The sequence below is a fragment of the Streptomyces parvus genome (assembly GCF_014648875.1).
Lineage (GTDB): Bacteria > Actinomycetota > Actinomycetes > Streptomycetales > Streptomycetaceae > Streptomyces > Streptomyces parvus.
Genome location: NZ_BMRY01000006.1, coordinates 318,957 through 344,500, shown reverse-complemented (window position 1 = coordinate 344,500; position 25,544 = coordinate 318,957). Strand labels below are relative to the sequence as shown.

The 25,544-nt window shown below is 71.8% G+C and carries 25 protein-coding genes and 1 pseudogene; 14 read left to right on the top strand and 12 right to left on the bottom strand.

Going from position 1 to position 25,544, the window contains the following annotated elements; genetic code table 11:
* A complete protein-coding gene (locus tag IE140_RS20820; protein ID WP_093444420.1) occupies positions 1 to 462 on the bottom strand; it encodes a MaoC family dehydratase in 462 nt (153 codons plus the stop codon).
* Positions 463 to 575: 113 nt separating this feature from the next.
* Here IE140_RS20820 and soxR point away from each other — a divergent pair, with 113 nt between their 5' ends.
* Entirely contained in the window at positions 576 to 1,055 is a 480-nt protein-coding gene (gene soxR, locus IE140_RS20815) for a redox-sensitive transcriptional activator SoxR (protein WP_032775680.1), read from the top strand.
* 6 nt (positions 1,056 to 1,061) lie between these two features.
* On the opposite strand, the gene IE140_RS20810 is transcribed toward soxR, so the two are convergent.
* On the bottom strand, positions 1,062 to 1,676 hold the full coding sequence (locus IE140_RS20810; protein ID WP_093444412.1) for a hypothetical protein: 615 nt from the start codon (positions 1,674 to 1,676) through the stop codon (positions 1,062 to 1,064).
* 224 nt (positions 1,677 to 1,900) lie between these two features.
* On the opposite strand from IE140_RS20810, the pseudogene IE140_RS20805 reads away from it, so the two are divergent.
* Positions 1,901 to 2,386: pseudogene (locus IE140_RS20805) on the top strand (GNAT family N-acetyltransferase).
* Positions 2,387 to 2,399: 13 nt separating this feature from the next.
* Here the strand turns inward: IE140_RS20805 and IE140_RS20800 are convergent.
* Positions 2,400 to 3,674, bottom strand: a complete 1,275-nt coding sequence (locus IE140_RS20800; protein WP_150193181.1) for an exo-beta-N-acetylmuramidase NamZ family protein — start codon at positions 3,672 to 3,674, stop codon at positions 2,400 to 2,402.
* Positions 3,675 to 3,875: 201 nt separating this feature from the next.
* Here IE140_RS20800 and IE140_RS20795 point away from each other — a divergent pair, with 201 nt between their 5' ends.
* The 4 genes from IE140_RS20795 (at position 3,876) to IE140_RS20780 (ending at position 8,657) form a co-directional block, all read left to right on the top strand.
* Positions 3,876 to 4,649 carry an SDR family oxidoreductase gene (locus IE140_RS20795; RefSeq protein ID WP_176741845.1) on the top strand — a complete coding sequence of 258 codons (774 nt, stop codon included), beginning with the start codon at positions 3,876 to 3,878 and terminating at the stop codon, positions 4,647 to 4,649.
* Positions 4,646 to 6,355, top strand: coding sequence for an AMP-binding protein (locus IE140_RS20790; RefSeq protein ID WP_150193182.1), 1,710 nt, complete (start codon positions 4,646 to 4,648; stop codon positions 6,353 to 6,355). The genes IE140_RS20795 and IE140_RS20790 overlap by 4 nt, the downstream gene beginning before the upstream one ends.
* Before the next feature lie 49 nt (positions 6,356 to 6,404).
* Positions 6,405 to 6,998, top strand: a complete 594-nt coding sequence (locus IE140_RS20785; protein WP_010057064.1) for a TetR/AcrR family transcriptional regulator — start codon at positions 6,405 to 6,407, stop codon at positions 6,996 to 6,998.
* 321 nt (positions 6,999 to 7,319) lie between these two features.
* On the top strand, positions 7,320 to 8,657 hold the full coding sequence (locus IE140_RS20780; RefSeq protein WP_093444409.1) for a M28 family metallopeptidase: 1,338 nt from the start codon (positions 7,320 to 7,322) through the stop codon (positions 8,655 to 8,657).
* 93 nt (positions 8,658 to 8,750) lie between these two features.
* On the opposite strand, the gene IE140_RS20775 is transcribed toward IE140_RS20780, so the two are convergent.
* Both IE140_RS20775 and IE140_RS20770 read right to left on the bottom strand, forming a co-directional pair.
* Positions 8,751 to 9,965 carry an acyl-CoA dehydrogenase family protein gene (locus tag IE140_RS20775; RefSeq protein ID WP_093444408.1) on the bottom strand — a complete coding sequence of 405 codons (1,215 nt, stop codon included), beginning with the start codon at positions 9,963 to 9,965 and terminating at the stop codon, positions 8,751 to 8,753.
* 5 nt (positions 9,966 to 9,970) lie between these two features.
* The gene (locus IE140_RS20770) at positions 9,971 to 10,993 is read right to left on the bottom strand and encodes a phosphotransferase family protein (RefSeq protein WP_032775672.1); all 1,023 of its coding nucleotides are present in this window, start codon (positions 10,991 to 10,993) and stop codon (positions 9,971 to 9,973) included.
* A gap of 166 nt (positions 10,994 to 11,159) precedes the next feature.
* Here IE140_RS20770 and IE140_RS20765 point away from each other — a divergent pair, with 166 nt between their 5' ends.
* Together IE140_RS20765 and IE140_RS20760 are read left to right on the top strand one after the other, a co-directional pair.
* Positions 11,160 to 12,452, top strand: a complete 1,293-nt coding sequence (locus IE140_RS20765) for an enolase C-terminal domain-like protein (protein WP_150193183.1) — start codon at positions 11,160 to 11,162, stop codon at positions 12,450 to 12,452.
* 64 nt (positions 12,453 to 12,516) lie between these two features.
* Positions 12,517 to 13,452 carry an NADP-dependent oxidoreductase gene (locus IE140_RS20760; RefSeq protein ID WP_032767463.1) on the top strand — a complete coding sequence of 312 codons (936 nt, stop codon included), beginning with the start codon at positions 12,517 to 12,519 and terminating at the stop codon, positions 13,450 to 13,452.
* A gap of 108 nt (positions 13,453 to 13,560) precedes the next feature.
* Here IE140_RS20760 and IE140_RS20755 read toward each other — a convergent pair whose 3' ends face one another.
* Genes IE140_RS20755 through IE140_RS20745 form a run of 3 tightly spaced genes read right to left on the bottom strand, consistent with a single transcriptional unit; the run spans position 13,561 to position 14,828 of the window.
* Positions 13,561 to 13,875: a DUF202 domain-containing protein gene (locus IE140_RS20755; RefSeq protein ID WP_093444404.1), complete on the bottom strand. Its 315-nt coding sequence runs from the start codon at positions 13,873 to 13,875 to the stop codon at positions 13,561 to 13,563.
* Entirely contained in the window at positions 13,872 to 14,267 is a 396-nt protein-coding gene (locus IE140_RS20750) for a YidH family protein (RefSeq protein WP_032775669.1), read from the bottom strand. The genes IE140_RS20755 and IE140_RS20750 overlap by 4 nt, the downstream gene beginning before the upstream one ends.
* A gap of 51 nt (positions 14,268 to 14,318) precedes the next feature.
* Positions 14,319 to 14,828, bottom strand: coding sequence for an NUDIX domain-containing protein (locus IE140_RS20745; RefSeq protein ID WP_093444403.1), 510 nt, complete (start codon positions 14,826 to 14,828; stop codon positions 14,319 to 14,321).
* Positions 14,829 to 14,938: 110 nt separating this feature from the next.
* On the opposite strand from IE140_RS20745, the gene IE140_RS20740 reads away from it, so the two are divergent.
* Positions 14,939 to 16,594, top strand: a complete 1,656-nt coding sequence (locus IE140_RS20740) for an FAD-binding dehydrogenase (RefSeq protein WP_150193184.1) — start codon at positions 14,939 to 14,941, stop codon at positions 16,592 to 16,594.
* Positions 16,595 to 16,641: 47 nt separating this feature from the next.
* On the opposite strand, the gene IE140_RS20735 is transcribed toward IE140_RS20740, so the two are convergent.
* Positions 16,642 to 17,067 (bottom strand): ASCH domain-containing protein, encoded by a 426-nt coding sequence (locus IE140_RS20735; protein WP_032775665.1) that lies wholly within the window; start codon positions 17,065 to 17,067, stop codon positions 16,642 to 16,644.
* 204 nt (positions 17,068 to 17,271) lie between these two features.
* Between IE140_RS20735 and IE140_RS20730 the strand changes: the two genes are divergently transcribed.
* Positions 17,272 to 18,243 (top strand): hypothetical protein, encoded by a 972-nt coding sequence (locus tag IE140_RS20730; RefSeq protein ID WP_189460611.1) that lies wholly within the window; start codon positions 17,272 to 17,274, stop codon positions 18,241 to 18,243.
* Positions 18,244 to 18,299: 56 nt separating this feature from the next.
* Entirely contained in the window at positions 18,300 to 19,871 is a 1,572-nt protein-coding gene (locus tag IE140_RS20725; RefSeq protein ID WP_150197432.1) for an APC family permease, read from the top strand.
* A gap of 106 nt (positions 19,872 to 19,977) precedes the next feature.
* Here the strand turns inward: IE140_RS20725 and IE140_RS20720 are convergent, their stop codons facing one another.
* Both IE140_RS20720 and IE140_RS20715 read right to left on the bottom strand, forming a co-directional pair.
* The gene (locus IE140_RS20720; RefSeq protein ID WP_032767454.1) at positions 19,978 to 21,375 is read right to left on the bottom strand and encodes a GntP family permease; all 1,398 of its coding nucleotides are present in this window, start codon (positions 21,373 to 21,375) and stop codon (positions 19,978 to 19,980) included.
* Positions 21,376 to 21,386: 11 nt separating this feature from the next.
* Positions 21,387 to 21,896: a gluconokinase gene (locus tag IE140_RS20715; protein WP_032767453.1), complete on the bottom strand. Its 510-nt coding sequence runs from the start codon at positions 21,894 to 21,896 to the stop codon at positions 21,387 to 21,389.
* A gap of 149 nt (positions 21,897 to 22,045) precedes the next feature.
* Here IE140_RS20715 and IE140_RS20710 point away from each other — a divergent pair, with 149 nt between their 5' ends.
* The 3 genes from IE140_RS20710 to IE140_RS20700 all read left to right on the top strand — a co-directional run bounded on the left by IE140_RS20710 (position 22,046) and on the right by IE140_RS20700 (position 24,532).
* Complete coding sequence (locus tag IE140_RS20710) at positions 22,046 to 22,747, top strand: FadR/GntR family transcriptional regulator (protein WP_093444400.1); 702 nt, start codon at positions 22,046 to 22,048, stop codon at positions 22,745 to 22,747.
* Positions 22,748 to 22,817: 70 nt separating this feature from the next.
* On the top strand, positions 22,818 to 23,903 hold the full coding sequence (locus IE140_RS20705; protein ID WP_150197433.1) for an S-(hydroxymethyl)mycothiol dehydrogenase: 1,086 nt from the start codon (positions 22,818 to 22,820) through the stop codon (positions 23,901 to 23,903).
* Positions 23,903 to 24,532 (top strand): MBL fold metallo-hydrolase, encoded by a 630-nt coding sequence (locus tag IE140_RS20700; RefSeq protein WP_093444399.1) that lies wholly within the window; start codon positions 23,903 to 23,905, stop codon positions 24,530 to 24,532. The genes IE140_RS20705 and IE140_RS20700 overlap by 1 nt, the downstream gene beginning before the upstream one ends.
* 11 nt (positions 24,533 to 24,543) lie before the next feature.
* Here IE140_RS20700 and IE140_RS20695 read toward each other — a convergent pair whose 3' ends face one another.
* Positions 24,544 to 25,482 (bottom strand): RluA family pseudouridine synthase, encoded by a 939-nt coding sequence (locus IE140_RS20695; protein WP_150197434.1) that lies wholly within the window; start codon positions 25,480 to 25,482, stop codon positions 24,544 to 24,546.
* Between the last annotated feature and the right edge of the window lie 62 nt (positions 25,483 to 25,544).

Here is a 25,544-nt window from a genome sequence, read left to right as displayed (position 1 = left end):
TCAGAAGTAGTAGCGGGACACCGACTCCGCGACACAGGCCGGCTTCTCGCCGCCCTCGCGCTCGACGGTGACGACCGCCGTGACCTGCACGCCGCCGCCCACCTCCGTGACGTCCCGGAGCACCGCCGTGGCCCGCAGCCGCGAGCCGACCGGGACGGTCGAGGGGAAACGGACCTTGTTGGTCCCGTAGTTGATGCCCATCTTCATGCCCTCGACCCGCATCACCTGCGGTACCAGCGCGGGCAGCAGCGACAGCGTCAGATATCCGTGCGCGATGGTCGTGCCGAACGGCCCGTCCTTCGCCCGCTCCGGGTCCACGTGGATCCACTGGTGGTCGCCGGTCGCCTCGGCGAACTGGTCGATCCTCTTCTGCTCGATCTCCAGCCAGTCGCTGTGCCCCAGCTGCTCGCCCACTCCGTCCCGCAGGTCCTGCGCGGACGTGAAGATCTTCGGCTCTGCCATGTTCCCGGTCCCTGCCTTCCGGCTCGCCGCGCCGTCCGGCGCGATGTCTAAGCGCTTGCTCAGCATCGTTGGGCGGCCCGTTCCTGTCAACGACATGGCAGTAGGTTTGAGGGGTGCCCCAGATCCCACAGACACTGCACGAACTCTCGGTCGGCCAGCTCTCGGCGCGCAGCGGCGCAGCCGTCTCGGCCCTGCACTTCTACGAGTCCAAGGGCCTGATCACCAGCAGCCGCACCAGCGGCAACCAGCGCCGCTACACGCGTGACGCGCTGCGGCGGGTCGCCTTCGTCCGGGCGGCCCAGCGCGTGGGTATCCCGCTGGCCACGATCCGGGACGCCCTCGCCGAACTGCCCGACGAGCGCACGCCGAACCACGAGGACTGGGCCCGCCTCTCCGAGGCGTGGCGCAGGGAACTGGACGACCGCATCACGCAGTTGCACCGGTTGCGCGACCATCTGACCGACTGCATCGGGTGCGGCTGTCTGTCGCTGGAGACCTGCGTGCTCTCCAACCCCGACGACATCAACGGCGAGAAGATCACCGGATCCCGTCTGATGCCCGAACGCAAGCAATCGACCGAGAACTGTTCTTAGTACACGTCAGGCGGCCGCCGCCGCCGGCCTCCGGTGCCGTGGCAGCCGGGCCCTGGCCAGCGTGCGGTCGGTCAGGGCGGGCTGCGGTACCGCGATCCCGCAGCCCGTGCACACCGGGCCCGCCCACGGCTCCTCGCCCCGCTCCTGCCGCCACTCGATGCCGGTGCCCGCGCAGACCGGACAGGCCGAGCCGGGACCGGAGCCGAGAGCCGCGATCAGGCGGCGCAGGACCTCCGCGAGCGGCTCCGTGGGATGGACGCCGGGGTCGGTGCAGCGGGCCACCCCGTGACCGCCCCAGGTGCGCCGGTGCCAGTCGTCGAACGCGCCGGGCCGCCGCAGCCCCGCGTGCTTCTCGCGACGCCGCCGCTCCGCGAACCCCGCCTCGTACGCGAGCCAGACCGCCCGCGCCTCCTCCAGCTCGTCCAGCGCGCGCATCAGACGCGCCGGATCGGGCTCCCGGTCCTCGGGGCCGATCCCGTGCCGGGCGCACAGATGGTCCCAGGTCGCCCGGTGCCCGTACGGGGCGAACCGCTCCAAACACTTCCGCAGCGAATACCGCCGCAGGGCCAGATCACCCCGCGGATCTCGGACCTGTCTCGCAAGACTCCGGAAACCGGCCATGACACCGCCACCTCCGTCGCTCGTCCTTGGACGTCATGGAATGGACGTACGCCTGCCCGTTTCGGCTCCATCGAAAGATGAAATCCGTCCATTGGCCGAGAATCCCCATGTGGGGCGGGGTGCCACGGGCGGAAGCGGAGCGGCGCACGGGCTGGTGGTGCGCGGGCGTGCACGCCTTGCGCGGATGGCGAATTCCCCCGGCGTCGATACGGTCCCGTTCCCGCATGACAACAGCTCGACCGCGCCTCGAAAAGATCACCGCCGGCAATGTGCTCGACGCCTGTCGGCTGGAAGTGGCGCCCGAGCAGCGCAGGTTCGTCTCCCGGGTCGCACGGCCCCCGGCCGAGGCTTGTATGCATCCCGGCCTCGCCTGACCCCGGCCGATCTGTGACGGGGAGCGTGCCGTCGGCTTCGTGATGGCGTACGTCGATCTGCCGTTCGACTTCGACGCCGGGGTGCCGGACGCCCCGCCCCGCTCCGTGCTCTGGCGGCTCGCCGTCGCCGCCGGTGAGCAGGGCCAGGGCTACGGGCGGTTCGCCGTCGGGGCGGTCAACGAGGAGATCCGGGGGCACGGCGGGACGGTCTCGCCCCTGACCTGGAAGCCCGGAGAGGGCGGCTCCGAGGAGTTCCGCCTCGGGCTCGGCTACCGCAGGCGGGGCCTCACCGACGACGGCGAGCACCTCGGCGACCTCGGCCTCACGGCAGCCTGACCCGGCAGAGGCCCTACCCCCCGTACCGCAGATACCTCCGCCGCTTCGCCCGGAACGCCGACAGGTCCCGCTGCCAGGCCCGTACGACCTCGTCCGTGTCCGCGCCCGCGTCGATCATCGTGCGGACCCGGGTGTTCCCGGTGAGCTTGTCGATCCAGTTGTCCGGCCGCCAGGCGAAGCCGCTCCACGTCCGCTTCGCCGTCACCAGCAGGGCGATGCCGGTGCGGACGGGGTCGAAGACCTCCCGGTCCTGGACGTGGAGCTGGACCCCGCCCACCGTCTTGCCCTGGAACTTGGAGAACGTCGGCGCGAAGTACGCCTCCCGGAAGGCGACCCCGGGCAGCTCCAGCGCGTTCGCCGCGGCCGCCCAGCGGTGGTCGATGCCCTCCGCGCCGAGGAGTTCGAAGGGGCGCGTGGTGCCCCGGCCCTCGGAGAGGTTCGTGCCCTCGAACAGGCAGGTGCCGGAGTAGACGAGAGCCGTCTCGGGCGTCGGCATGTTCGGGCTCGGCGGCACCCACGGCAGCCCGGTGTCGTCGAAGAAGTCCGAGCGCCGCCACCCCGACATCGTCACCACGTCCAGCCGCACCGGATTCTCGTGCAGGAACTCCGCGTTGAAGAACAGCGCCAGCTCCGCCACCGTCATCCCGTGCGCCTGGGCGATCTCCCGGCGGCCGACGAACGTCGCGAACGCCGGGTCCAGCACCGGGCCCAGCGCCGCCCGCCCGGTCACCGGGTTCGGCCGGTCCAGGACGACGAGCCGCTTGCCCGCGAGCGCCGCCGCCTCCATGCAGTCGTACAGCGTCCAGATGTACGTGTAGAAGCGCGCACCCGCGTCCTGGATGTCGAAGACGACCGTGTCCACGCCCGACGCGGTGAAGATGTCCGCGAGGTCCTGCCCGCTCTTCAGGTACGTGTCGTAGACCGGCAGCCCGGTCGCCGGGTCGTCGTACCGGCCCTCGGAGCCGCCCGCCTGCGCGGTGCCCCGGAACCCGTGCTCGGGGCCGAACACGGCGGTCAGGTTCACCCGCTCGTCCGGGTGCATCACATCGACGATGTGCCGGACGTCGGCGGTGATGCCGGTCGGGTTGGTGACGACCCCGACCTTCTGGCCCCGCAGCAGCCGGTAGCCGTCGGCCGCCAGCCGGTCGAAGCCGGTACGCACCCGGCCGCGCCCGTGCCCCGGGCCGCGCCCGGGGGCGGCGGAGGCGGGGCCGGTGCCGGCCGCCGTCGCCGCGAGCGCTCCCATCGCGCCTCCCGCGGCCAGCACACCACGTCGGGACAGGCTCATTCCGCTACCTCCATGATCGCGCCGACTGTCATGGCCACGCACGCTAGCGCGGGCCGGGGCCGCGCGGAACGACCTGGGCCGCGCCGATTCCCCGAGCCGCCCGCCGTACCCCGCCCAGGTCCTTCCCGATCGCGGACCGACCCCTTCCCGATCACATACCGACCGGTTAGTCTGCCGGTGCAGCCGGATCGGAGAGGCGGGATGACGATGGGTACGGTGCAGGGCGCCGGTGTGGTGGTCACGGGGGCCGGAGGCGGCATCGGAGCCGCTCTGGCCCGCAGGTTCGCCGGCCGAGGGGCGCGGGTCGTCGTCAACGACCTCGACCTCGCGCGGATCGAACCGCTCGCGAAGGAGATCGGCGGCACCGCCGTCGCCGGGGACGCCTCGGGGATCGTGGACGCGGCCCGGGAGGCGCTGGACGGCACGGTCGACGTCTACTGCGCCAACGCGGGCCTGGCCTCGCCCGGTGACGCGTTCGCCGACGAGGACGTCTGGGCCGCCGCCTGGGACGTCAACGTGATGGCCCACGTCCGCGCGGCCAGGGCCCTTCTGCCGGACTGGCTGGAGCGCGGCAGCGGGCGGTTCGTCACCACCGCGTCCGCCGCCGGACTGCTGACGATGATCGGCGCGGCCCCGTACAGCGTCACCAAGCACGGGGCGGTGGCCTTCGCCGAGTGGCTCTCGCTCACCTACCGCCACCGCGGGATCAAGGTCCACGCGATCTGTCCGCAGGGCGTCCGCACCGACATGCTCACCGCCGCCGGATCGGCCGGCGAGCTGGTCCTCGCCCCCGGCGCCATCGAGCCGGACGCCGTCGCCGACGCCCTCTTCGAGGCGATGGACGCCGACCGCTTCCTGGTCCTGCCGCACCCGGAGGTGGCGGACTACTACCAGGCCCGCGCCGCCGACCCCGACCGGTGGATGCGCGGGATGAACCGGCTCCAGCGGCAGTGGGAGGAGGGGAGCGGAGCATGAGTGACCCGACGTCCGACGGTGCCCCGGCTCCCGGAGCCCCCGCCGGCTCCCTCTACGCCGCCCGGCCCTGGCTCGCCCTGCTCAGCGAGGCCCAGCGCGCCCCCGTCACCCCGCCCCCGACCGTGCTGCACGCCTGGCGGGCGGCCGTGGGCCGGGCCCCGGACCACCCGGCCCTGGCCTACTTCGACGGACGGCTGAGCTACCGCGAGACCGACGAGCTGTCCGGCTCGGTGGCCGGGCACCTCGCCGCCCGGGGGCTGCGCCGCGGCGACCGGGTCGCGATCATGCTCCAGAACAGCCCGCACTTCGTCCTCGCGCTGCTCGGCGCGTGGAAGGCGGGAGCCACCGTCGTACCGCTCAACCCGATGTACAAGGCGGGCGAGGTCGGCCACGTCCTCGCCGACGCCGGGGTCACCGCGCTGATCTGCTCGGACCGGGCGTGGGAGACGTACCTCCGGGACACCGCGGCGGCCGCCCCGGACCTCCGGATCGCGCTGACCGCCTGCGAGCTGGACCTCCAGAGCGTGAACGACCCCCGCGTCCTCGGCTTCGAACGGCTCCCGGCCCCCGGCCCCGACGACCTCGCGGACGACCTGCTGACCGCCGCCCGCGCCGGGCACCCGGCCCCGGCGGACCGCGGTCTCACCACCGAGGACGTGGCGCTGATCAGCTACACCTCCGGCACCAGCGGCACCCCCAAGGGCGCGATGAACGCCCACGGCAACATCATGGTCAACGCCGAACGCCAGCGCACCGGCCATCCGATCGCCGAGGGCTCCGCCTACTTCGCGCTCGCCCCGCTCTTCCACATCACCGGCATGGTCTGCGAGCTCACCGCCTGCATCGCCAACGCGGGCACCCTCGTTCTCGCCTACCGCTTCGAGGCGGGCGTCGTCCTGGAGGCCTTCGCGGCCCACCGCCCCGCCTACACCGTCGGGCCCTCCACCGCCTTCATGGCGCTGGCCGCGCACCCGGACGCCACCCCGGACCACTTCGCCTCGTTCCGGGTGATCTCCTCCGGCGGCGCGCCCCTGCCGCCCGCGCTCGTGGAGAAGTTCCGCGCGGGCTTCGGCCCGTACATCCGCAACGGCTACGGGCTCACCGAGTGCACCGCCCCCTGCGCCTCGGTCCCGCCCGAGCACGAAGCCCCCGTCGACCCGGTCTCCGGCACGCTCTCCGTCGGCGTGCCCGGGCCCGACACCGTCGTCCGGATCCTCGACGAGGAGGGGCGGGAGGTGCCCTTCGGGGAGCAGGGCGAGATCGCGGTGCGCGGCCCCCAGGTCGTCTCCGGCTACTGGAACCTCCCCGAGGCCACCGCCGCCGCCTTCCCGGACGGCGAGCTGCGCACCGGTGACATCGGGTTCATGGACGCGGCGGGCTGGCTGTACGTCGTGGACCGCAAGAAGGACATGATCAACGCCTCCGGGTTCAAGGTCTGGCCCCGCGAGGTGGAGGATGTCCTCTACACCCACCCGGCGGTGCGGGAGGCGGCCGTCGTCGGCGTGCCCGACGCCTACCGGGGGGAGACGGTCCGGGCGTACGTGAGTCTGCGCCCGGGGGCCTCGGTGGAACCCGGCGAGCTGGGCGCGTACTGCGAGGAACGGCTCGCCGCGTACAAGTATCCGCGCGAGGTGGAGATCCTGACCGAGCTGCCGAAGACGGCGAGTGGGAAGATCCTCAGGCGGGAACTGCGTTCCCTCCGTTAGAACAGCGTCGAAACAGCTCACGCACAGTACGAAAGGAAGGTGGCGGCTCATGGCCAAGGCGACGGACCAGAACGGCACTCCCGTCCCCCAGAGGCTGCTGGCCGCCGCCACCCGGCTCTTCGCCGAGCGCGGGTACGACCGCACCTCGGTCCAGGAGATCGTCGAGGCGGCGGGCGTCACCAAGGGGGCGCTCTACCACTACTTCGGCTCCAAGGAGGACCTGCTCCAGGAGGTCTACGCCCGGGTGCTGCGGCTCCAGCAGGAGCGCCTGGACGCCTTCGCGGACGCCGAGGCGCCCGTCGAGCAGCGGCTGCGTGACGCGGCGGCCGACGTGGTGGTCACGACCATCGACAACCTCGACGACGCCGCGATCTTCTTCCGCTCCATGCACCACCTGAGCCCCGAGAAGAACAAGCAGGTGCGCGTCGAGCGCCGCCGCTACCACGAGCGCTTCCGGGCGCTGATCGAGGAGGGGCAGAACAGCGGCGTGTTCTCCTCCGCCACCCCCGCCGACCTGGTCGTCGACTACCACTTCGGTTCGGTCCACCACCTCTCCACCTGGTACCGACCGGACGGCCCGCTCAGCCGTCAGGAGGTCGCCGACCACCTCGCGGACCTGCTGCTGCGGGCCCTGCGCCCGTAGAGCCCGGTCCCGGGGCGCCCGCGCCGGGGGATGATCCAGTGGCCCGTCCCGCCGGGCGGGGTGAATCTGGACGTATGAGGTATGTCCGGCCTCCTCCGGAGGCGCCGGTGTTCGCGGGGGAGAGGCCCGTTCGTCCATGGAGAGGGATCCGTTCGTTAATAGAACGGACCTGTCCGGTTTCCGCTCTTGACGGAGCACTGTCATTTCCTTGAGCATCGGTCTCGCATCGCGCACAGCCAGCTCCAGGACCCGACCGGGCACCGCGCGGCCGGGTACCCCCCGCACGTTCCGTCAGTCCCCAACGGAATCCGGAGCCCGTGAATGAGACCGAACCGCTTCACCCTGCGCAGATCCTCGGCGGCCGTCGCCGCCGTAGCTCTCTCCGTCGCTCTGGGGGCCGGTGCGCCGGCCGTCCAGGCAGCGGGAGCGCCGACGGCCGGGGCGGCTGCCGCGGCAGCCCCCGACATCTCCCTGGCCAACGTCAAGGCCCACCTCTCGGAGCTCTCGACGATCGCCGCGAACAACGGCGGCAACCGCGCCCACGGCCGTCCCGGCTACAAGGCGTCCGTCGACTACGTGAAGGCCGAGCTCGACGCGGCCGGATACACCACCAGGCTCCAGCAGTTCACCTCCAACGGCGCCACCGGCTACAACCTGATAGCCGACTGGCCCGGCGGCGACCCGAACAAGGTCCTGATGGCCGGGGCCCACCTCGACTCGGTCTCCTCCGGCGCCGGGATCAACGACAACGGCTCCGGCTCGGCCGCTGTGCTGGAGACCGCGCTCGCCGTCTCCCGCGCCGGACACCAGCCCGACAAGCATCTGCGGTTCGCCTGGTGGGGCGCGGAGGAGCTGGGCCTGATCGGCTCCCGGTACTACGTCAACAACCTGCCGTCCGCCGAGCGTTCCAAGCTCTCCGGCTATCTCAACTTCGACATGATCGGCTCGCCCAACGCCGGTTACTTCGTCTACGACGACGACCCGGTCATCGAGAAGACCTTCAAGGACTACTTCGCGGGTCTGAACGTCCCCACCGAGATCGAGATCGAGGGCGACGGCCGCTCCGACCACGCCCCGTTCAAGAACGTCGGCATCCCCGTCGGGGGGCTCTTCACCGGCGCGGGCAACACCAAGTCCGCCGCCCAGGCGCAGAAGTGGGGCGGAACGGCGGGCCAGGCCTTCGACCGCTGCTACCACTCCTCCTGCGACAACCTGAGCAACGTCAACGACACCGCTCTGGACCGCAACAGCGACGCCGCCGCCCACGCCATCTGGACCCTCTCGTCCGGCACCGGCGAACCGCCCACCGGCGAGGGCGTGTTCAGCAACACCACCGACGTCGCCATCCCGGACGCCGGAGCGGCGGTCACCTCGGCGGTCGCGGTCACCGGACGAACGGGCAACGCCCCGGCCGCACTTCAGGTCGGCGTCGACATCAAGCACACCTACCGGGGCGACCTCGTCGTGGACCTGCTCGCCCCGGACGGCAGCGCGTACCGGCTGAAGAACTCCAGCAGCGGCGACTCGGCCGACAACGTCATCACGACGTACACGGTCAACGCCTCCAGTGAGGTGGCCAACGGCTCCTGGAGGCTCAGAGTCCAGGACGTCGCCCGGTACGACACCGGCTACATCGACAGCTGGAAGCTCACCTTCTGAGCCCTGCTGTGCGAGTGCGAGTGCGAGTGCGAGTGCGTGTACGGCGCGGCCCCCTCCCGACGAGCACCTCGGGAGGGGGCCGCACCGCGTCCGTCACACGTACCGCTTGATCTCCCGCCGGGCCAGCGACCGCTGGTGCACCTCGTCGGGACCGTCCGCCAGCCGCAGCGTCCGCGCCGAGGCCCACAGCTCCGCCAGCGGGAAGTCCTGGCTCACCCCGCCCGCGCCGTACAACTGCACCGCGGAGTCCAGGATGTCCACCACCGCGCGCGGGGTGGCGATCTTGATGGCCTGGATCTCGGTGTGCGCGCCCTTGTTGCCCACGGTGTCCATCAGCCAGGCCGTCTTCAGCACCAGCAGCCGCAACTGCTCCACCGTGACCCGGGCGTCCGCGATCCAGTTCTGTACGACGCCCTGCGCGGCCAGCGGCTTGCCGAACGCCGTACGCGCCACCGCCCGCCGGCACATCAGCTCGATGGCCCGCTCCGCCATCCCGATCAGCCGCATGCAGTGGTGGATCCGGCCCGGGCCCAGCCGAGCCTGGGCGATGGCGAAACCGCCGCCCTCCTCGCCGATCAGGTTCGCCGCGGGCACCCGCACGTCGTGGAAGACGACCTCGGCGTGGCCGCCGTGGGAGTGGTCCTCGTACCCGTACACCTGCATCGCGCGCCGCACCTCGACGCCCGGGGTGTCGCGGGGGACCAGGATCATCGACTGCTGGCGGCGGATGTCCTCGCCGTCCGGGTCGGTCTTGCCCATCACGATGAAGACCGCGCAGTCCGGGTTCATCGCCCCGGAGATGTACCACTTCCGCCCGTTGATGACATATTCATCGCCGTCCCGGATCATCCGCGTCTCGATGTTCGTCGCGTCCGAGGAGGCCACGTCCGGCTCCGTCATCGCGAACGCGGAGCGGATCTCCCCGGCGAGCAGCGGCTCCAGCCACTGCTTCTTCTGCGCCTCGGTGGCGAACTGGAACAGCACCTCCATGTTCCCGGTGTCCGGGGCGGCGCAGTTCGTCGCGGTCGGCGCGAGGTGCGGCGAGCGTCCGGTGATCTCCGCGAGCGGGGCGTACTGGAGGTTCGTCAGCCCCGCTCCGTACTCCGCGTCGGGCAGGAAGAGGTTCCACAGCCCCTGCCGCCCGGCCTCGGCCTTCAGCTCCCCGACGACCGCCGGGGTGTCCCACGGCGAGGCGAGCCGCGCCCGCTGCTCCTCGGCGACCCGCTCGGCCGGGTACACATGCTCGTCCATGAACGCGAGCAGCCTGCTCCGCAGCTCCTCGGTACGGGCGTCGAATGCGAAGTCCATGGGGTTCAGCCTTCCTGGAGGGTGGTGAGGCCGTGCGCGATGAAGACGGGGACCAGCTCGCCGATCCGGTCGAAGCCCGCGCCGACGGTCTGGCCGAGGGTGTAGCGGTAGTGGATGCCCTCCAGGATCACGGCGAGCTTGAACCAGGCGAACGCGGTGTACCAGGAGATGGCGGAGGTGTCCCGGCCCGAGCGGGCCGCGTAGCGCTCGATCAGCTCGGCGGGGGCGGGGTGTCCGGCCGCCCCGCTGGTGGTGGAGACGGGCGACTTCGGCAGCCCGAGGTCGGAGCTGTACATCACGAGCAGCCCGAGGTCGGTCAGCGGATCGCCGAGGGTGGACATCTCCCAGTCGAGGACGGCCCTGATCCGGTCGTCGGAGCCGATCAGGACGTTGTCCAAGCGGTAGTCGCCGTGGACGACGGTGGGCGCGGGGGAGGAGGGCAGCGCGCGGCCGAGCGCGGCGTGCAGCTCGTCGATGCCCGCCAGGTCGCGGTTGCGGGAGGCGTCCAACTGCTTGCCCCAGCGCCGCAGCTGCCGGTCCAGGAAGCCCTCGGGCCGCCCGAAGTCCCCGAGCCCGACCGCCTCCGGGTCCACGGCGTGCAGGTCGACCAGGGTGTCGACGAGCCCGAGGACCGCCGCCCGGGTGCGCTCGGGGCCCAGCGGGGCGAGCTGCTCGGCGGTGCGGTACGGGGTGCCCTCGACGTACTCCATCACGTAGAACGGCGCGCCGATCACGGAGTCGTCCTCGCAGAGCAGCAGCGGCTCCGGCACCGGGACGGCGGTCGGGTGGAGACCGCTGATCACGCGGTGTTCGCGCGTCATGTCGTGCGCGGTGGCCAGCACATGGCCGAGCGGGGGCCTGCGCACCACCCACTGTCCGGTCCCGTCGCCGACGACGTACGTGAGGTTCGAGCGGCCGCCCTCGATGAGCCGCGCTTCGAGGGGTCCGCTCACCAGCCCCGGTCGCTCGCGGTCGAGATGGCCGCGCAGCAGCTCAGGGTCGAGACCAGGTGGGGGGACTGAGCTCATGGTGCGTACCTCCGGGCGGCTGCGGAACGGTCGGCAACCATGATGCCGACCAGTCGGTATGTCGTCCAGTGCCCTTCCGTGATCCGGCCGCGGGGGAGGGGTGTCACGGCCGGAAAACTCCTCCTGACCCTGGCGAGGAGTGCGCATCTCTGAATAGGGTTCACGTATGAATACAGCCCTGGTGATCGAAGACATCCGGCTCACCCCGATCCTCGTGTCCGATCCGCCCCTGCTGAACACGCAGGGCGTCCACCAGCCCTACACCCCGCGCCTGATCGTGGAGGTCATCACCCGCGGCGGCACCACCGGTGTGGGGGAGACGTACGGCGACGCCGCCTACCTGGAGCCCGCGCGCTCCCTCGCCGAGGCGCTCCCGGGCCGGGCGGTCACCGATCTGAACGGGCTGTTCGCCCTGGCCGACGAGGTGTGCGACGGATCGCACGCCGCAGCCGACGACCGGGTGGACGCCGGAGGGCTGCGCGGGGTCCGGAACGCCGGGAAGATCCGGCTCTCGGTCGTCTCCGCCTTCGAGGTCGCCTGCCTGGACGCCCTCGGCAGGGCACAGGGCCTGCCGGTGCACGCGCTGCTGGGCGGCAAGGTCCGCGACAGCGTCGAGTACAGCGCGTACCTCTTCTACCGCTGGGCCGCCCACCCGGCCTCCGGCGAGCGCGACGACTGGGGCGCGGCGCTCGACCCGGCCGGCGTGGTCGCCCAGGCCCGGCGCATGGCCGACACCCACGGCTTCGGCTCCTTCAAGCTCAAGGGCGGCGTCTTCGGGCCCGACCGGGAGATCGCCGCGATGCGCGCCCTGGCCGAGGCGTTCCCCGGCCGCCCGCTGCGCCTGGACCCGAACGGCGCCTGGTCCGTCCCCACCTCGCTGTACGTCGCCGAGCAGCTGAAGGACGTCCTCGAATACCTGGAGGACCCCACCAGCGGCACGGACGACATGGCCGCCGTCGGCGCCGCCACCGACGTCCCGCTCGCCACCAACATGTGCGTCACCACCCTCGCCGAGATCCCCGAGGCGTTCGCCCGCGACGCCGTCTGGATCGTCCTGAGCGACCACCACTACTGGGGCGGACTGCACCGCACCCGGGAACTGGCGGGCATCTGCCGCACGTTCGGCGTCGGGCTCTCCATGCACTCCAACACCCACCTCGGCATCAGCCTCGCCGCGATGACCCACGTCGCGGCCACCGTGCCGGACCTCGCGTACGCCTGCGACAGCCACTACCCCTGGCAGACCGAGGACGTCATCACCGAACGCCACGCCTTCACCGGCGGCCGGCTGAGGGTCTCCGACGCCCCCGGCCTCGGCGTCGAACTGGACCGCGACCGCCTCGCCGCCCTGCACCGCCGCTGGCTGGCGGACGACGGCACCCACCGCGAGCGCGACGACGCGGCGGCGATGCGCGTCGCCGACCCGGACTGGGCGACCCCGCCGGTCCCGCGCTGGTGAGGGCGGGACCCACGGCCGTACCGCCTGAGTTGCGGCGACCCTGACCTGCGCGGAAGGTCGAGGGATGAAGGCGATCAGCTACAACGCGTACGGTTCCGCCGACGTCCTGGAGTACGGCGAGCGGCCCGACCCCAAGGTCGGCCCCGACAGCGTCCTGGTGAAGGTGCGGGCAGCGGCGGTGAACCCGGTCGACTGGAAGGCCCGCGAGGGCTATCTCCAGGGCGCCCTCGACGCCGTGTTCCCGGTGATCCCCGGCTGGGACGTCTCCGGGGTCGTCGTGCAACCGGGCGTCGCCGTCGACGAGTTCGCGGTGGGCGACGAGGTCATCGGGTACGTACGCGAGGACTTCCTCTCACGCGGTACGTTCGCCGAGTACGTCGCCGCCCCCGTGCGCACCCTCGCCCGCAAGCCCCTGAGCCTGAGCTTCGAGGAGTCGGCGGGTCTGCCACTGGCGGGGCTGACCGCGTACCAGGTGCTGCACCGCTCGCTGAAGATCCGCGAGGGCGACACCGTCCTGGTCCACGCGGCGGCCGGCGGCGTCGGATCGCTCGCCGTCCAGATCGCCCGGCACACCGGCTGCCGGGTCGTCGGCACCGCGAGCCCCCGCAACCACGAGCACCTGCGGAGCCTCGGCGCGGAGCCCGTGGAGTACGGCGAGGGCCTCGTCGAACGACTGCGGGAACTGGTCCCCGAGGGCTTCGACGCCTCCTTCGACACGGTGGGCGGCGACGCCCTGAAAGCCTCCGCCGAGACCCTGGCCCCGGGCGGCCGGCTCGCCTCCATCGCGGACGACGAGGTCTTCTCCTACGGCGGCCGCTACGCGTTCGTGCGCCCCGACGCGGCGGACCTGGCCCAGGTCGCGGAGCTGGCCGAGCGGGGCATCGTCACCGTCCACGTGGACCGGGTGTTCCCGCTGGCGGAGGCCGCCGAGGCGTACCGGCTGAACCAGGAGGGGCGGACGCGCGGCAAGATCGTGGTCACGGTGGACTGGGACGCGTAGCCGCGCTGCCGGACCGGGTTCGGAACAGCATCGCAACCGGAGTCATGCGTCCGGGCGTCAGAACAGCATCGCCGCCGCAGCCCGGCCGTCAGGTGTCGGGCGCCGGGCTCAGAACAGCATCGCCGCCGCGAACACCGCCAGCGCCACCGTGCACAGCGCCGCCGTCAGCGCCCCGCGCGGCGCGAACTGCTCGGGCCGCGCCACCCCCAGCACGCTCACCCGGCGGTGGGCGACCAGCAGGAACCCCAGCCAGGCCAGCGCGCTCAGCGCCACCGCGACCAGCGCCGCCGGGGTCGCCCCGCTGTGCAGCGCCTGCCGCCCCGCGAGGAGCGCGACGACCGTGGCGGTCAGCGTCGTCCGCCGCCAGGCCAGCCGCGTCCGCTCCGGCTGCAGCCCCGGATCCCGGTCCGCCGTCGCCGTCACACGCCCTCCCAGCCGAAGAGGACCACCACCACCATCGCCACGGCGACGACGGCGACCACCAGACTCAGCAGGGTCGGGAACCGGGACACCGGCAGGTCCTCGCCCCGCCGCATCGCCCGCTCGCACCGCACCCAGTGGTTGACCGCCCGCAGCGCGCAGAGCACCCCGGCGGCCAGCAGCCCGAGCGCGAGCCCGGCCCGGACGCCCCAGACCAGTTCCGGCAGGAACTGATCGACGGCGAAACCCCCGCCGATCAGGGCCAGAGCCGTCCGGATCCAGGCGAGGAACGTCCGCTCGTTGGCCAGCGAGAACCGGTAGTCGGGGGTGTCCCCCTCCTCCCGGATCCGCTGCGGCGCGAACCACAGCCGTACTCCCTGCGCGATCTTGTTCACACGGGAAACCCTAGGCCGTACGCGCGGCGCGGGCCCGGTCAGCCCGTCTGATCAGCCCGCCCGAAGCTCCCGCAGCCGCCGGTACGCCTCCAGCCCGTCCGGCACCCAGGGCCACGCGCCGAGCCGCCGTTCCAGCTCGGCGTCGTCCAGGAAGGCGTGCCAGGCGACCTCCTCCACCTGAGGCGAGACCGGCAATTCGCATCGCACCTGATAGACGGCCGACCACCAGGTGTGCGCACCGTCGTCGTAGAGGAACCGGAACAGCGGTTCGGGCCGCGGAAGCCCCGAGACGCCCAGCTCCTCCTCCGCCTCGCGCAGCGCCGCCTCCTCGTACGACTCGCCCGCACCGACGACCCCGCCGACGAACATGTCGTAGTGCGAGGGGAAGACCAGCTTGGTGGCCGTACGCCGGTGGACGAAGATCCGCCCCTCCGCGTCGCGCGCCTCGATGAACACACAGCGGTGCCGCAGCCCCCGCGTGGTCGCCTCGCCGCGCGGAGCCTGCCCGATGACCTCGTCGTTCTCGTCGACGATGTCCAGAATCTCGTCAGAAGGCGTCATGCGTTTCATCCAACCGCAGCCGGACGGTTGACGTGGCAGCGACCGGTACCCAAGATCTGACGCACGGGTAACTTGTGCCCGGCCGCCCCCGCCCCGACAGGATGGAACCCATGGCGTACGACGCTGATGTGATCGTGATCGGGGCAGGACTCGCCGGGCTCGTGGCCACCGCCGAACTGGTCGACGCCGGCCGTTCCGTGATCCTCCTCGACCAGGAGCCCGAGCAGTCCATCGGCGGCCAGGCGCACTGGTCCTTCGGTGGGCTCTTCCTCGTGGACTCGCCCGAACAGCGCCGGATGCGGATCAAGGACAGCCGGGAACTGGCCCTCCAGGACTGGTTCGGCACGGCGGGCTTCGACCGCGAGGAGGAGGACCGATGGCCGCGGAAATGGGCCGAGGCGTACGTCGACTTCGCCGCCGGTGAGAAGCGTTCCTGGCTGCACCAGCAGGGGCTGCGGATCTTCCCGGTCGTCGGCTGGGCGGAACGCGGCGGCTACGACGCCAACGGCCACGGCAACTCCGTACCGCGCTTCCACATCACCTGGGGCACCGGACCCGGCGTCGTCGCCCCCTTCGAGCGCCGCGTCCGCGAGGGCGTCGCCAAGGGGCTCGTCCAGCTGCGGTTCCGCCACCGGGTCACCGGCCTGGCCCGCACGGCCGGGGCGCTCGACACGGTCACCGGCGAGATCCTGGAGCCGAGCGGGGCGGAGCGCGGCACCGCGAGCAGCCGTGAGGTCACGGCCCCCTTCGAGCTGAAGGCCCAGGCGGTGATAGTCACCTCAGGCGGTATCGGCGGCAACCACGACCTGGTCCGCGCCCAGTGGCCCGAGCGGCTCGGCACCCCGCCCGAGAAGATGCTCTCCGGCGTCCCCGCCCACGTCGACGGCCTGATGCTCGGCATCGCCGAGAAGGCGGGCGCGCACCACATCAACCGCGACCGGATGTGGCACTACACCGAGGGCATCGAGAACTGGAACCCGATCTGGGCCAAGCACGGCATCCGGATCCTGCCCGGCCCCTCGTCCCTCTGGCTGGACGCGCGCGGCAAGCGGCTGCCGGTCCCGCTCTTCCCCGGTTTCGACACGCTCGGCACCCTCGAACACATCATGGGATCGGGCCACGGCTACACCTGGTTCGTGCTCAACCAGCGCATCATCGGCAAGGAGTTCGCCCTCTCCGGCTCCGAGCAGAACCCCGACCTGACCGGCAAGTCCGTCCGCGACGTGATCGGCCGGGCCCGCGCGGACGTACCCGCACCGGTGAAGGCGTTCATGGACCACGGCGCGGACTTCGTCGTGGAGAAGGACCTCGACGCCCTGGTCCGTGGCATGAACGAGGTGACGGGCGACGGCCTGATCGACGCGGCCGAGCTGCGCCGCGAGATCACCGCCCGGGACCGCGAGATCGCCAACCCGTTCACCAAGGACCTCCAGGTCACCGCGATCCACGGGGCCCGCGCCTACCTGGGCGACCGCCTCATCCGCACCGCGAAGCCGCACCGGATCCTGGATCCGGCGGCGGGCCCGCTGATCGCCGTCCGCCTCAACATCCTCACCCGCAAGTCCCTGGGCGGCCTGGAGACGGACCTGTCCTCCCGCGTCCTGACCGCCGAGGGCACCCCGCTCCCCGGCCTGTACGCGGCGGGCGAGGCGGCGGGCTTCGGCGGCGGCGGAGTCCACGGCTACCGCTCCCTGGAGGGCACGTTCCTGGGCGGCTGCATCTTCTCGGGCAGAGCGGCGGGCAGGGCGGCGGCAGCAGCACTTTGAGCCCCTCCGGCGATTGAGGAGCGAGGTCCGGGGCGGAGCCCCGGCGCTCACCCCAACCGCTCCACCACCCGAAACCGCTCCGCGACAACCATCGTCCCGTCGTCCACCGTGAACGACGGATCCCCCAACGCCTCCCGCATCTCCTCGCTGTGCCAGAACCGCTCGTGCCCCGCCCGCCACTCCGCCACCGACGTGTACCCCTCACCCTCGTCCAGCGCGTGCTGCAGATCGACGGCCCCCAGCGGCAGCACCCGTACCTCGGTGACCTCGACCACCGCGACCTCCCGCCCGTCCGAGTCGATCAGCGCGGAACGTTCGCCCACCGGAGGCAGTTCCTCCTGCTCCAGCTCGTACTCGCACAGCAAACCAGTGGTGGACACCTTCTCGCCGGAGAGGACCGCCGCCACCAGCCGGTCGCGCAACGGCCCGGGGAAGGCGAGAAGGTAGGGGGCGAGGGGTTCACGAGGCTCCATGCACACAGTGTGTCAGGGGTCACCTCCGTCCCGCCCGTCCCGCCCGCACGCTGCGCCGATACCGCCGGTGGTTCGTCCAGATCCAGCCAACTGGCCGGGAAGTCCGAGCTGTTGCCGAACAGTGCCCCTTGACGTGGAGCGTTGCCTGCCGCTTTGCTGTGCGCGATCATCTGCTCGCACACCGCATCGAAGGAAGCCTGCGGCATGCCCCCGCCCCCGCCGCCCCTGGGTCGCTCCCGTCGCCGGGGCAGCCGCTCGGACCACGTCTTCGACCCGGCGCTCGACGACGGCGAACTCCGCGCCGTACGCAGCCAGTTCGTCCAGGGCAGATGGTCCGAGGCGCGCACGCTGCTGGTGGCCACCGGGCGGGACTGGGACCGCCGCGGACACCGCGTACTCGCGCTCGCCGAGACCTCGTCCGCCGAGGACTGGGCCGGTGACTGGCTGCTCGTCGAACCCGAGAGCGCCGACGCGGCCCTCCTCCTCGCCTGCGCCCGGGTCATGCGCGCCCTGCGGCCCAAGGCCAGGGCGAACGAGGCCGCCCGCGCCCGGGAAGCCTGCCTGGCCGCCGCCCGCCTCACCCCCGACGACCCCACCCCCTGGCTCGCGCTGCTCCTCCTGGACCGGGGCCGCGACGACGGCACGGACGAGACCGGCAGGCTCTTCGAGGAGGTGCGCTCGCGCCACCCCGACCATCACCACGCCCACCATGTGATGACCGGGCTGCTGGCCGAGAGCAACCCCGCCAGCGGCCACGACCCGCTCCACGAGGTGTACGACTTCGCCGCCTGGGCCGCCGAACTGGCCCCCGCCGACTCCCCGCTGGCCGTCCTGCCGGTCGTCGCCCACGCCGAGCGCTACCGCGTCCTGGTCGCCGCCGGCATCGAGCCCGACGATCCGGCGCGCTCCGAGCACTGGTCCGGCCGCCGGGCCCGCCAGGTGATGAAGGCCGCCTTCGACTGGTGGCTGGAGTGGGAACGCGACGACCACCCGCGCCACCGCCTCGACCTGAACTTCCTGGCCCACGCCAAGGTCTGCGAGGGCCGGCCCGCCGAGGCCGCCGCCCTCTTCCACCGCATCGGCCCCTACGCCACCCCCGCGCCCTGGTCGTACTCCGGCCGGGAACCCCACGGGGCGTTCACCGCCGCACGCGCCTACGCGCTCGGCACCCCGTAAAGCACGAAGGGCACCACCCCACCACCAGGAACCACGAGAAGGGGACCCATCCCGCCATGTCGACCGGCAGTTCATTTTCCAGCGAGACCGGCACCACCAGGGGGACGGCCGATACCGGCGGGATCAACACCTACAAGGGCGAGGAACGCGCCCTGCGTGCCGACCGGCTCGGCACCCCCGGCCTTCTGCTCTCGGTGGTCGCGGCCAGCGCCCCCCTGATGGTGGTCGCCGGGGTGATGCCCACGGTCTTCGGCGTGATGGGCATCGTCGGCCAGCCGCTGCTCTACATCATCCTGGGCGTCGTCCTGATGCTGTTCAGCGTCGGTTACGCGGAGATGAGCCGGCACGTCCACAACGCCGGGGCGTTCTACGCGTACATCGCCCGGGGACTCGGCCCGACCGCCGGCGCCGGGGCGTCGCTCGTGGCGCTGGTGGCGTACAGCGCGATGCAGGTCGGCATCTACGGGATCCTCGGCTTCGAGGTCTCCGGCATCTTCGCCACGTACCTCGACATCGAGCTGGCGTGGTGGATATCGGCCCTGGTCTCGGCGGCCGTCGTCGGTGTCCTCGGCTGGCTGAAGATCGACCTCAACGCCAAGGTGCTCGGCGTCCTGCTCGTCATCGAGTGCGCCCTCGTCGTGATCTTCGACATCGCCGCCGTGAGCAAGCCGGGCCCCGAGGGCCTGTCGCTGCACGCCTTCAACCCCGAGACCCTCACCGGCGCCGGGCTCGGCACCGCGCTCTGCTTCTGCATCGCCGCGTTCGTCGGCTTCGAGCAGGCCCCGGTGTACGCGGAGGAGACCAGCCGTCCGCAGATCGTGGTCTCCCGGGTGATGTTCCTCGCGGTCGGTTACGCCGCACTGTTCCTGGCCATCAGCTCCTGGGCCCTGACCGTCGCCGCCGGACCCGGTTCCATCGCCGACACCTCCCTCAAGGAAGGCCCCGGCATGCTGTTCGGCCTCACCGAGGAGCGGCTCGGCTCCACCTTCACCGACGTGCTGCACATCCTCTTCGTCACCGGGATGTTCGCGGCGCTCCTCAGCTTCCACAACGTCGTGGCCCGCTACGCGTTCGCGATGGGCCGCGAGGGCCTGCTGCCCGCGAGCTTCGGCCGCACCAACCGGGCGAGCGGCGCCCCCGGCACCGGTTCGCTGCTCCAGTCCGCCGTCTCCGTCGTGATCATCGCGGCGTTCGCGTTCACCGACGACAACCCGGTCGGCGACCCCACCGCCCCCGTCCTGCGGCTGTTCACCTGGATGGGCAACGTCGGCGCGCTCGGCGTCATCCTGCTGATGGCCGCCGCCTCCTTCGCCGTCATCGCCTTCTTCGTCAAGCGCGGCGCGGGCCGTGCGCAGGCCCCGCGCCTGGTCTCCTCCGCCCTCGCCGGGCTCGCGCTCCTGACGATCGCCGTCTTCACCGTCCGCGACTTCGACGTCCTCGTCGGCTCCGGACCCGGCTCGGCCCTCAACTGGCTGCTGCCCGGCGTGATCATCCTCGCTCTCGTCGGCGGCCTGGTGTACGGGGCGGTGCTGCGCAAGGCCAAGCCCGAGGTGCACGCCCGGATCGGCCTCGGCAACGAGGCGTTCCAGCTGGAGAAGGCGGCCGAGAGCAAGTCGGCCCGCCGCTGACGTCCCCGTACGCGCGACGTGAGGACGCGCGACGCACGCACGCGAAACGCCCGCCCCGGTGACGTACCGGGGCGGGCGTCCGTCGTTCACTGCCGTACGGAGCCGGCTACAGCAACAGCGACAGCAGCAGGATGAACGCCATGGCCACCACGGAGATGATCGTCTCCATCACGGACCAGGTCTTCACCGTCTGCCCGACGTTCATGCCGAAGTACTCCTTCACCAGCCAGAACCCGGCGTCGTTCACATGGCTGAAGAAGAGCGAACCGGCGCCGACGGCCAGCACCAGCAGCGCCGCGTGCGAGGTCGACATGTCGGCGGCCAGCGGGGCGACCAGACCGGCGGCCGAGATCGTCGCGACCGTGGCCGAGCCGGTGGCGAGGCGGATCGCGACGGCGATCAGCCAGCCCAGCAGCAGGGCGGGGATCGACCAGTTCTCGGAGAAGTCCAGGATCATCTGGCCCACCCCGGCGTCGATCAGCGTCTGCTTGAAGCCGCCGCCGGCGCCGACGATGAGCAGGATCCCGGCGATCGGGGCGAGGGACTTCTCCACGGTGCCGGCCAGCCGGTCCTTGGTGAACCCGGCGGCCCGGCCCAGCGTGAACATCCCGACCAGGACGGCCGCGAGCAGGGCGATCAGCGGCGAACCGATGACCATGGTGACCTTCTGGAGGCCGTTCTCCGGGTTGTCGACCACGATCTCGACGAGCGCGTTCAGCAGCATCAGGACGACCGGCAGCAGGATCGTCGCCAGCGTCGCGCCGAAGCTCGGACGGCGGTCCAGGTCCTCGGAGGGGCGCTGCGGGATCATGTTCTCCGGCGGCTTGATGTCCACCCAGCGCGCGGCGTAACGGGAGAAGACCGGGCCGGCGATGATCACCGTCGGGATGGCGACCAGCACACCGAGCGCCAGCGTCACACCGAGGTTGGCGTCCAGGGCGTCGATCGCGACCAGCGGGCCGGGGTGCGGCGGGATCAGTCCGTGCATCACCGAGAGCCCGGCGAGCGCGGGGATACCGATCCGCATCAGGGAGTAGTTGCCGCGCTTGGCGACGAGCAGCACGACCGGGATCATCAGCACGATCCCGACCTCGAAGAACAGCGGCAGCCCGATGATCGAGGCGATCAGGACCATCGCCCAGGGCATGGCCCGGCCGCTCGCCTTCGCCAGGATGGTGTCGACGACCTGGTCGGCCCCGCCGGAGTCGGCGAGCAGCTTGCCGAGGATCGCGCCGAGCGCGATCAGGACGCCCACGCCCGCGACGGTCGAGCCGAGGCCCGCGGTGAAGCTGAGAATCGTGTCGGCCGGGGCGGCTCCGGCGAACGAGCCGAGCGCCAGCGAACCGATGGTCAGCGCCAGGAAGGCGTGCATCTTGAGCTTGGTGATGAGGAGAACGATGACGGCGATACCCGCCAGGACGGCGATGCCCAACTGAGCGTTGCCTGCCGAGGTGATCGGTTCGGCGGCGTCCGCTGCCAGCATCTCGACGCTGAGACTGGTCACGGTGATGGTCCTTAACTGTCGAGCCGGCGCAGCGCGGCGACGGCTCGCTGGGTGATTTCCGTAGGGGTGCCGGACACGTCGACGCTCACCCCGGCCTCGTCGGCCTGGAGTGGCTGGAGCGTCGCGAACTGCGAGTCGAGGAGCGCGGTGGGCATGAAGTGGCCCTTGCGGTCCGCCATCCGCTCCTCGATCAGCGCCCGGTCACCGGTCAGATGCAGGAAGAGGGCGTCCGGCGCCCCGTCCCGCAGCCGGTCCCGGTAGACCCGCTTGAGCGCCGAGCTGGAGACGACCCCGCCGAGCCCCGCTTGCCCGTGCGCCCACGCGCCGATGGCGTCCAGCCAGGGCCACCGGTCGTCGTCGTCCAGGGGGGTGCCGGCCGACATCTTGGCGATGTTCGCCGGGGGATGGAAGTCGTCGCCCTCGGCGTACGGAACGCCGAGTTCGGCGGCGAGCAGGGGACCGATCGTGGTCTTGCCGGTTCCTGCCACGCCCATCACCACGACGACGTGGGGGGTGCTCATGCGGGGTGCGGTGCTCATGGGGTGTCTCGCTGTCTTCTTCGACATCGGTCCGTCGCGCTACTGAAACCCATTAGGTACGACTTATTCAAGAGGCTGTGACGTAAACGTCGTACTTATTATTCCGTCGGCCCGCCCCGTAGGCTTGACCCATGACCACACAGAGCCAGGGGCTGCATACACATGTGCTGGACACCCTGGGTCTGGAGATCTCCTCCGGCCAGTGCCCGCCCGGCAGCGTGCTGCGCACCGACGAGCTCGCCCAGCGCTTCGACGTCTCCCGCACGGTGATCCGCGAAGTCATCCGGGTCCTGGAATCGATGCACCTGGTCGAGTCCCGCCGCCGCGTCGGCGTGACGGTCCGCCCCACCGAGACCTGGAACGTCTACGACCCCCAGGTCATCCGCTGGCGCCTGGCCGGCGCCGACCGCCCCCGCCAGCTGCGCTCCCTCACGGTCCTGCGCTCCGCGATCGAACCGGTCGCCGCCTCTCTCGCCGCCCGCCACGCCACCGCCGAACAGTGCGCCGAGCTCACCGAACGCGCCCTCGGCATGGTCGCCACCTCGCGCGGCCAGCAGCTGGAGGGCTACCTCGAACACGACATCGCCTTCCACCGCATCGTCCTCAACGCCTCCGGCAACGAGATGTTCGCCCGCCTCGGGGACGTCGTCGCCGAGGTCCTCGCGGGCCGCACCCACCACCAGGTGATGTTCGAGGACCCCGACCCGGCCGCCGTCACCCTGCACGTCCGGCTCGCCGAGGCGGTCCGCGAGGGCGACCCGGAGGCCGCCGAACGGATCACCAAGGAGATCGCGGTCGGCGCCCTGCACGAACTGGACGTCCTCGCTCCGTAGCGGGTCTCCCAAGGCGTACGGTGGTCCGCGATCGATCTTCGCGAAGCGCGGGAGCAGGGAGAGCACGGTTATGGCACAGCAGGTGCAAGCGGTCATCGCACCGGGCAGGAACGAGCCGGTCAGGGTCGAGACGATCGTGATCCCGGACCCCGGCCCCGGCGAGGCGGTCGTGAAGATCCAGGCGTGCGGCGTCTGCCACACCGACCTGCACTACAAGCAGGGCGGCATCAACGACGAGTTTCCCTTCCTCCTCGGCCATGAGGCGGCGGGTGTCGTGGAGTCGGTCGGCGAGGGCGTCACGGACGTCGCCCCCGGCGACTTCGTCGTCCTCAACTGGCGTGCCGTGTGCGGCCAGTGCCGCGCCTGTCTGCGCGGCCGCCCCTGGTACTGCTTCGACACCCACAACGCCAAGCAGAAGATGACGCTGCTCGACGGCACCGAGCTGTCGCCCGCCCTCGGCATCGGCGCGTTCGCCGAGAAGACCCTCGTCGCCTCCGGCCAGTGCACCAAGGTCGACCCCGAGGTCGCCCCGGAGGTCGCCGGACTGCTCGGCTGCGGGGTCATGGCGGGCATCGGCGCCGCCATCAACACCGGCCAGGTCGGCCGCGGCGACTCCGTCGCCGTCATCGGCTGCGGCGGTGTCGGCGACGCGGCCGTCGCCGGATCCCGGCTGGCCGGCGCGGCGAAGATCATCGCGGTCGACATCGACGACCGCAAGCTGGAGACGGCGAAGAAGATGGGCGCCACCCACACCGTCAACTCCCGCACCACCGACCCCGTCGAGGCGATCCGCGCCCTCACCGACGGCAACGGCGCCGACGTCGTCATCGAGGCCGTCGGCCGCCCGGAGACGTACGAACAGGCCTTCTACGCCCGCGACCTCGCCGGAACGGTCGTCCTCGTCGGCGTCCCCACCCCCGACATGAAGCTCGAACTGCCGCTCCTGGACGTCTTCGGCCGCGGCGGCTCCCTCAAGTCCTCCTGGTACGGCGACTGCCTGCCCTCCCGCGACTTCCCGATGCTCGTCGACCTCCACCAGCAGGGCCGCCTCGACCTCGCCGCCTTCGTCACCGAGACCATCGGACTCGGCGACATCGAGCAGGCCTTCGCCCGCATGCACGACGGCGACGTCCTCCGCTCGGTGGTGGTCTTCTGATGACCGCCCGCATCGACCACCTGGTCACCTCCGGCACCTTCGCCCTCGACGGCGGCGAGTGGGAGGTCGACAACAACGTCTGGATCGTCGGCGACGACACCGAGGCGATCGTCATCGACGCCGCCCACGACGCCGCCGCCATCGAGACCGCCCTCGCCGGCCGTACGCTGCGCGCCATCGTCTGCACCCACGCGCACAACGACCACATCGACGCCGCCCCCGCCCTCGCCGCGGCCACCGGCGCCCCGATCCTGCTCCACCCGGACGACCTGCCGCTCTGGCTCCACACCCACCCGGAGCACACCCCCGACGGCGCCCTCACCGACGGCCAGGAACTCACCGTGGCGGGCACCACGCTCACGGTCCTGCACACCCCGGGCCACGCCCCCGGCGCGGTCTGCCTGTACGCCCCCGAGCTGGGCACCGTCTTCACCGGCGACACCCTCTTCCAGGGCGGCCCCGGCGCCACCGGCCGTTCCTTCTCGTCGTTCCCCACGATCATCGACTCGATCCGGGACCGGCTGCTCACCCTCCCCGGCGACACCAAGGTCCGCACCGGCCACGGCGACCCCACCACCATCGGCGCGGAGGCCCCGCAGCTCGACGAGTGGATCAAGCGCGGCCACTGAACGCGTACGCCTTACGCCTCCGGCCAGGCGGAGAGCCGCAGCGCACTCTCGAAGCGACGCGGCTCCCCGCCGACCGGATCGGTGAACTCCAGCACCCGTGCCAGCAACTGCAACGGCCGTTCCCAGTCATCCACCGCTCCCTCCGGCTCCACCACCGGATACAGCGGATCGTGGACGATTGGCAGCCCCAGGGCGTTCATATGGACCCGCAGCTGATGCGTACGCCCGGTGGCGGGCACCAGCCGGTACCGCCCCAGCGCCCCTCTCCGCTCCACCAGCTCCACACGACTCTCGCTGTTCGCCTCGCCCGGCTCCTCCCGGGCGGCCAGCACCCCGCGCTCCTTGACGATCCGGCTGCGTACGGTCCGGGGGAGCGCCACCGAGGGGTCGTACGGGGCCACCGCCCCGTACTCCTTCCGCACCAGCCGGTCCCGGAACAACGTCTGGTACGCACCCCGGTCCCCAGGCCGCACCACGAACAGCACCAGCCCCGCCGTCAGCCGGTCCAGCCGGTGGGCGGGCTGGAGGGCGGGCAGGTCCAGTTCCCGCCGCAGTCGGGCCACCGCGGTCTCGGCGATGTGCCGCCCCCGGGGCATCGTCGCCAGGAAGTGCGGCTTGTCCGCGACCACGATCCGCTCGTCCCGGTACACCACGCGGACCGGGAAGGGCACCGGCTCCTCGGCCGCGAAGTCCCGGTGGAACCAGAGGAACCGCCCGGCGGCGTACGGCTCCGATCCCCCTACGGCGACCCCGTCGGCCCCCACGAACCGCCCGGCGTCCAGCATCCCGGCCACCCGGTCCGCCCCGATCGCCCCGCCGAACCGGTCGACGAGATGCTCCCCGACGGACGCCCACCGCCCCTCGCGATCCTCCGGCAACCGCACCCGCACCGCATCGATCCCGTCCCGCTGGGGAAGCGGGGAGGCGGGCGGCTTCCTGCGACCCCGCATCCTCGCCCCTCTCCGTGATCGCCCGGTGACGCAAAAGAGCCCCACCGAAGTGGGGCTCCTGC